8 protein-coding genes are annotated in these 6474 nt (G+C 36.6%); 6 read left to right on the top strand and 2 right to left on the bottom strand.

Translation table 11 applies throughout. The features are described 5' to 3' along the window. Positions 1-339 precede the first annotated feature (339 nt). The 6 genes from GQR56_RS16510 (at position 340) to GQR56_RS16485 (ending at position 4603) form a co-directional block, all read left to right on the top strand. Positions 340-738, top strand: coding sequence for a type IV pilin protein (locus GQR56_RS16510; protein WP_024613037.1), 399 nt, complete (start codon positions 340-342; stop codon positions 736-738). Further along, the gene (locus tag GQR56_RS16505; RefSeq protein WP_166113422.1) at positions 729-1181 is read left to right on the top strand and encodes a GspH/FimT family pseudopilin; all 453 of its coding nucleotides are present in this window, start codon (positions 729-731) and stop codon (positions 1179-1181) included. The genes GQR56_RS16510 and GQR56_RS16505 overlap by 10 nt, the downstream gene beginning before the upstream one ends. Then, positions 1175-1585: a prepilin-type N-terminal cleavage/methylation domain-containing protein gene (locus GQR56_RS16500; protein ID WP_024613035.1), complete on the top strand. Its 411-nt coding sequence runs from the start codon at positions 1175-1177 to the stop codon at positions 1583-1585. The genes GQR56_RS16505 and GQR56_RS16500 overlap by 7 nt, the downstream gene beginning before the upstream one ends. After that, a complete protein-coding gene (locus GQR56_RS16495; protein WP_166113419.1) occupies positions 1582-2094 on the top strand; it encodes a prepilin-type N-terminal cleavage/methylation domain-containing protein in 513 nt (170 codons plus the stop codon). Before GQR56_RS16500 ends, GQR56_RS16495 begins: the two co-directional genes overlap by 4 nt. After that, positions 2095-4008, top strand: a complete 1914-nt coding sequence (locus tag GQR56_RS16490; protein WP_166113416.1) for a PilX N-terminal domain-containing pilus assembly protein — start codon at positions 2095-2097, stop codon at positions 4006-4008. It begins immediately after the preceding gene. Between the two features lie 289 nt (positions 4009-4297). After that, on the top strand, positions 4298-4603 hold the full coding sequence (locus tag GQR56_RS16485) for a hypothetical protein (RefSeq protein ID WP_166113413.1): 306 nt from the start codon (positions 4298-4300) through the stop codon (positions 4601-4603). A 51-nt stretch (positions 4604-4654) separates the two neighbouring features. Here the strand turns inward: GQR56_RS16485 and GQR56_RS16480 are convergent, their stop codons facing one another. Continuing rightward, positions 4655-5134, bottom strand: coding sequence for a hypothetical protein (locus GQR56_RS16480; protein WP_166113410.1), 480 nt, complete (start codon positions 5132-5134; stop codon positions 4655-4657). A gap of 300 nt (positions 5135-5434) precedes the next feature. Continuing rightward, a complete protein-coding gene (locus GQR56_RS16475; protein ID WP_166113407.1) occupies positions 5435-6382 on the bottom strand; it encodes a LysR family transcriptional regulator in 948 nt (315 codons plus the stop codon). Positions 6383-6474: the final 92 nt, after the last annotated feature.

Below are 6474 nucleotides of genomic sequence, written 5' to 3'. Positions count from 1 at the left end.
GAATTATCATTCCATGCTCGCTTTAGCATTTACTATGATGTGGCTACCAATGTGGGCTGATTAATATATATACTACAAAGATCAACAGCCCCTAGGCTAAATTTAAATACTTTATTATTTTAAGCACTTATCTAACGCACTGTTTTAGTGCGTTTTTTAGTTTCACTGAGTTAAATTAGTGCATTGTTAAAACTACTCGTACGTTTCTAAATATCCGAACTTTTATATTATCGACAATACATAGTTTAGCACTATCATATCTATCAAGATGAACGTTGGCTTACTTTTTGCTTTGCGTAAAAATCAAACATACTTGTTATAAATGATGGAATTAAATAATTGGATACGCAGCGGTTAAAAAAATGTTTTGGTTTTACTCTTATTGAATTAATGATAGTGATTGCAATTATTGGAATTTTATATGCAATTGCTCTTCCAAGTTATACGAGTTACATACAGCAAAGTAGAAGAGCTGATGTGCAACAGGTTTTATTACAGCAAACAGCTGTTTTAGAAAGGCAATACACCCGAGTTGGTGGTTACCCAGATACTTTTACTTTTCCTGCTTCAGACTACTACTCATATACATATACAACCGATGCAACAACCGGCGCTTCAAATGGGTCAGAGTTTACGATAGAAGTTTCACCCAAAGGTGCACAAAGTGGTGACGAGTGTGGCAAGCTATCTGTAAATCAAAGTGGTACCAAGTCTGCGGATAAATCCCAGTGTTGGTAAAAAAAAACCTTGGTTTTACTTTACTCGAAGTTTTAATCACGATGACCATCATTGGTATTTTAACTGCTGTTGCGGCTCCTTCGTTTATTACTTTTATAAAGCGGGATAGGTTAGTTACAAATTCTAATCAACTGCATAGTGTTTTTAAATTTGCACGCAGTGAAGCAATTAAAAGAAATCAAACAGTTTCCGTTAAAACATCAAACAATCAATGGCAAGTACAAACTGCTATTAATTCAACGCAAACCACGTTAAATATTTTTGAAGTTACACATAGCAGTATTTCAGTCGATCTAAAAGATATTGATATTTCAAGTGCTGGTGAATTAGACCAAATGTACCAAATATTGGTGAGTGATAGCGATAGTACAACCACCGACTTTACATTATGCGTTTTACAAAGTGGACAAAGTTGGTTAGTTGAGGCTCCTGAAACATGCTAAAAAATTATAGTAAGGGGTTTTCTCTTTTAGAAGTTATGGTTGCATTAATTGTTGCGACTATAGCTTTATTAGGATTAGCATCAGGTCAATTAAAGTCATTGCAATATATTACAAACAGCTTTAATTATACGGTGTCTATTATTGAAGCTAATAATGTTTTAGAACGCATTTGGCCTCACTTATGTGAGCTGCAACAAACTAACCCTAGTTTGTACAATGATGCCGATTTTATAAATTATTTATCTCCACAAATAGATGCATACACACTTACCTTACCAGCTAATTTTTCAAATGACTTACCGGTTGAAATAACATGGCAAGATAAACGTTTGACTGATAATTTAGAGAACCGCGTTGTAATTACAGGAAGTTTTCCAACACTGCCTGCTGGGTGCACACCATGAAACATTTAATAAATAAACACAGTGGTTTTACTTTAATAGAGCTTATGGTTGCGCTTGCTGCAGGGATGTTTTTACTCAGTGGGGTTAGCTTGGCTTATTCTTCAATTAATAGCAGTACCAGCACAGCAAAAGATTTAGAAAATGCGCTCGATGTTATTCGCTTTAGCAGCAAAATATTTACGCGAAGTTTAAAACAAACCAGCTCAATTCCTACTTATAGCAATAATATTTTAAGTGTTGATCAAGAGTCGGGTGTACTTGCTTGTACAGGTTCAATAATTAATGCGCCATTCACTGAAAACTATAGTCACGAAGACGACTCATTATTTTGTGATGTAGGGAACGGCAAAGTCAAAATATTAAAAGGTGTTAATACAATTAGCTATGCAATTGATAATAATATAGTGAGCGTTTTTGTTGAGCCTACAAACTTACCAAGCCAATTTAATAACCGCTTAGTTATCGATATATCTTTATCGCAAATAGTAATGAATAAGGCGTTTCAATAAATGAAAAACACATCCGGTTTCACGCTTGTCACGGTACTTATTTTAACGTCTATGGCATCAATTGTCGTACTGAGCACTCTTAGAGATAGTGTTATTCAAGAAAGGTTGAGTGGTAATTTTCAAAAAAAATTAAACGCAAGGTTAATGTCCGAAAAGGGTGTGTTTTCAAGTATGGAAAAACTTGAAGCAGGAATGCTCGCAGACCCAACCATAAATATTAGCGATTTAATTGCCAAAAATAGCCAAGTTTCAGGTACGGGTTCGCTTGAATCAAGCCTATACAATGCAACTATTGAAGTTGATAGTAATGGCGATGTATTAATTTCTAGTGAAGGCACTCGCTTTGAAGGTGAGGATCAAATGCAAGCCATATTTGAGTTTGTTGCTGGTGGTGGTGGAACCACAGGTGCCTCTGTTTTTTCTAGAGGAATTACAGGCTGTTCTGGTGTTGCAGTTACGGGGAGTGGCTTAATTGATAGCTATGATTCGTCTTTAGGGGATTACAACGACACATTAGATGATGGTAGTCAAAACACATCAGAACAGTCTTTCGTTAGTACAGTAAACGATACAGGCGATATTATTCTCAATGGTAGCGGGACAATTGAAGGCGATGTTTTATCGTCTAATAATTTATCAATTACGCAAGGTGCAGACGTTACCGGTAATATCCATAGTAATGGTAATTTAATACTCTCTGGTGGTGTGGTTGTAGGTGGTGATGCATCAGCGTATTTAAGCTTTTCACAAAGCAGCGGTACTGTTTCTGGTAGTATTTCAGCAAACCAATCTATATCAATACAGCAAACGCCAGTTGGTGGAGATGTGAGTTCATCAGGTTCTATTTCAATTACGGGTAATACAATTCAGGGAACCGTTAGTTCATATGATTTAATAGCTTTTAACCAAACAATAATACGTAATGGTGTTTACACATCAGGTAATTATGAACAAACAGGTGGAAGTGTTTTTGGTGGTGTGCGTGTTCAAGGTAATGTGAACCTCAAACAGTGGGGCAGCACTATCGATGGTAAAGATTTAAGATACGCAGGTAATGGATCATTTCAAGGTGATACACCAGAGTATGCTTTTTCACCTTATAAAGTATCAAGCTCAGCAATATCAATCCCAGATATTGAACCCGTTGAAAAAATAACCCCAGAAAGCGAAAATAATAGAGGGTTAACTACGTGTGACCCACTTGATATTGCAACAGCTATTGACGATGTATCTATTAATACAGCAAGCCCTGATCTTTATATAAATAATAACAGTAGCGCAGGCGATTTACTCGAATTAGAAACGAGCGTAGCTAACTTTTTAGTCGATTTTGGTAGCACTCCAGATGGAGATATTAACGCTCAATCGGCGACTTTTCTTGATTCAGCAACGCAAATTTTTTATTTTGATGATGTGACAATTAAAGGACGAATGCAGGTAAAAGAAAATTACAATGCGGTGATGTTTGTAGATGGCGACTTTACAATGAGTGGTGCAAGTTCGCTAACTATTCCAGATAACAGCAGCTTAACTATTATCATAAAAGGTAAGTTTAAAATAGGAAGTGGTGCACAAGTTTACACCCCCGACAATGGCATTACAGACGAAGGTCGACCTGTTTTTAGTATTTATAGCTCATATACAGGGAGTAGCTCAGGTGTTGAAGTTTCAGGTGGCACACGAGAGCTTTATGCTGTTATATATGCACCTTATACCGAAGTTAAAATTACCTCTGCTGTTGGTTTTAAAGGCTCTATTTTAGGAGATGTAGTGACCGTTAATGGCGCTGGTGGTGTGCATTACGACACCGCATTAAATGAAGCGAGCTTTGGTGGTTCTTCAGGCTCTGGAGGCACTGCAAGTAAATTAGTTTTTAAAGGGTGGCGTTTTACCCCTGTTGAAGAATCTGATTAATCAAGGCATACAATGATAACTGGCACATAAATATTTAAATTCTTTCATGAACTATTTATAGCTATCAAATCATAAAATGGATTGATAGCTATTATTTAAAACCTTTAAATTTGAAACCAAAATTGTTTAGGTGTAACTTTTCTACTCTTTCATCCCCATTCCTATATTTTTAATACTTAATAAATTACCCTTGGCTAGATGGTTATAAATAGCTTTAATTTATTGGTATTTACTGCACTTATGTCACTAAATTATTACTAAATTATTACTAAATTAAATTTTGTAAAATATGGTTAGCTTAAATCGTGAATACGCACCAGGATACATTTTGTATGCACTGTCTAACGCGCCAGATAAGGTTGAATTATTATTAGTATCGGCAAGGGAGAACCGATATTTATGGATCGAACGCAGCGCCAATACCGAGTTTTTCTCACATGCTATTCATGTTGAGCCAGAGCAAGCATTTACACGCTTTTTTACTGAAGTAACAACTGATCATATTAGATACAAGACTTTGCAATCTATTCCTATGGCAATAATACCAGAGCAATATATAGAAAAATTCATGCAATGGATTACTACCTTAGGTTAAAAAGGTATGCGCGCCAGAACTTTTTCTAAACTCGCATTACCTGCAAACCAATTATTTCTCAATGCCTTTTACATTGGGATCTGCAAGAGAGCTATTGTCTGGCAATGGTTCTTCTGGGTGAGACAACAAAGCCAGTTCTTTTAATTTTAGCGTTAATAATTTTTCTTCATCGCAGGTAGAGCGAGCAGTGTTTAACATACCAAAATCAAGTAGGTTACGAGTGGAAACACTTGGTTTAATTTTTTGCACTAGATCAACAAATGCTAATAGAGTTGTTTCCTCATTAGGCTCTTCATCGTAAACGAGATCACAATCAAGATCGAAATCTGAGATAACTTCAAACACAAAAGCAAAAGGCCAAATTTCAATTCCATGTTTACGGCTTGAACTACGAAGGTTACGAGGAGTTTGGCGTAAAACTTTTTTGCAAGCTGTACAAGCTGCTTTTTCGGCTTTAAGTGGGGTCAATGGATAATAAGCTAAGTGTTGGCAAAACTCACACTTGACTGGGAAGGGGTCTATATACTGCATCTATAGTTACATCCTTGTTATGATAAATTTAATACCTGATGGCCAGCATATATTTTATAGGTCAAAAAGTGCGAACCACAAACGCTAAGGTCTAAAAAGAACTTGCAAGATTAATTAGGCATTTGAATATACTTTAAAGTAACAGGTACAAACAGTCTAAAATGAAGTAAATTTAAACCCAGAAAAAAGAAGAAATGCAGCTGCATAAAATTTAACTTGATGCGACAATTAGTTTGAAAAAATCCGAAACCTAGTCCTTAAAAAATAGTAAATGCTCATGCCCACCATATTGTATTTAATTTATCTATCGGCAATCGTTTTAGCAAACTCTAATAATGCACGTCTGAGCCATTGATGCGCAGGTGTGTGGTGAAGCAGTGGGCTCCATATCATTTTTACTTCAATAGGGACTATTTGAAATGGCACTGGGCTTATTACTAAGTTGGTGTGTGCAGTTAATAACTTAGCTTGCCTGCGCGGTAGGGTGGCAATAAGTTGCTCTGATTGGCAAAGCAGGCTTGCAACCATGTAGTGGCGAGTAAAAACACGTATTTTACGCGTTTGTTCTAGTTGCCAAAGCGCCTCGTCTACCCAGCCTAATTTTTGCTTGCCTGATTTATTAGTAACAGCGGCCTCCGGCCCCCAACCTGCACGGTTTACCCAAATATGTTCTTTTTGTAAGTAGTCGTCTAACCCTGATTGTTGTAAAAATGTATTTTTAGGATGGGTTAAACAACAGTAATTATCGCGCCAAACACTGGCTTGATGAAACGAGCGTGGCAAACCATTAAAGCGATTTATTGCTAAATCTATAGTGCCTTTTTCCATGTCTTGTAGGTTTACGTCGCTTGGGCTTAATACATCAAAATTAATACCGGGGTTTTTACTAAGCTGCGCGGTTATAAAAGGGGCTATTAAGGTCGACTCTATGTAGTCGTTTGCCATTATTCTAAACGTAACTTCTGCGGTTGTAGGGTTAAACTGCTCACTAGGCTGCGTAATAGCTTCAGCCATTTTTAATAGGGCTTCAACTTCGGGCTTTAACACAAGTGCCTTTGCCGTTGGCGTCATAGAGCCTGCGGCACGCACAAGTAGCGGATCGTCAAATAAATCGCGCAAACGTTTTAATGCGTTACTCATAGCTGGTTGCGTAAGTGCAAGTTTATTTGCAGCTTTTGAAACACTTTTTTCATCGATGAGTACATTTAAGTAAACTAACAAGTTGAGGTCGACGTTTCTTATATTCATTAGATCAATGCTATTTATATACTTTATTAATTATCTAAATTAAAGCCTGCTTGCTAAGGTGTAAACCATTAATAAAAAATAACCGCCATAAC

Origin of the sequence: Pseudoalteromonas sp. Z9A5 (assembly GCF_011378875.1) — a bacterium.
Taxonomy (GTDB): domain Bacteria; phylum Pseudomonadota; class Gammaproteobacteria; order Enterobacterales; family Alteromonadaceae; genus Pseudoalteromonas.
Note: the sequence above shows the minus strand (reverse complement) of the source record. Positions and strands in the feature narration are given on the sequence as shown.

Bases quoted from the DNA above. Each gene is read 5' to 3' on its own strand.
- GQR56_RS16500 (WP_024613035.1), top strand. From the start codon at position 1,175: ATGCTAAAAAATTATAGTAAGGGGTTTTCTCTTTTAGAAGTTATGGTT.
- GQR56_RS16495 (WP_166113419.1), top strand. From the start codon at position 1,582: ATGAAACATTTAATAAATAAACACAGTGGTTTTACTTTAATAGAGCTT.
- GQR56_RS16490 (WP_166113416.1), top strand. From the start codon at position 2,095: ATGAAAAACACATCCGGTTTCACGCTTGTCACGGTACTTATTTTAACG.
- GQR56_RS16485 (WP_166113413.1), top strand. From the start codon at position 4,298: ATGGTTAGCTTAAATCGTGAATACGCACCAGGATACATTTTGTATGCA.
- GQR56_RS16480 (WP_166113410.1), bottom strand. From the start codon at position 5,134: ATGCAGTATATAGACCCCTTCCCAGTCAAGTGTGAGTTTTGCCAACAC.
- GQR56_RS16475 (WP_166113407.1), bottom strand. From the start codon at position 6,382: ATGAATATAAGAAACGTCGACCTCAACTTGTTAGTTTACTTAAATGTA.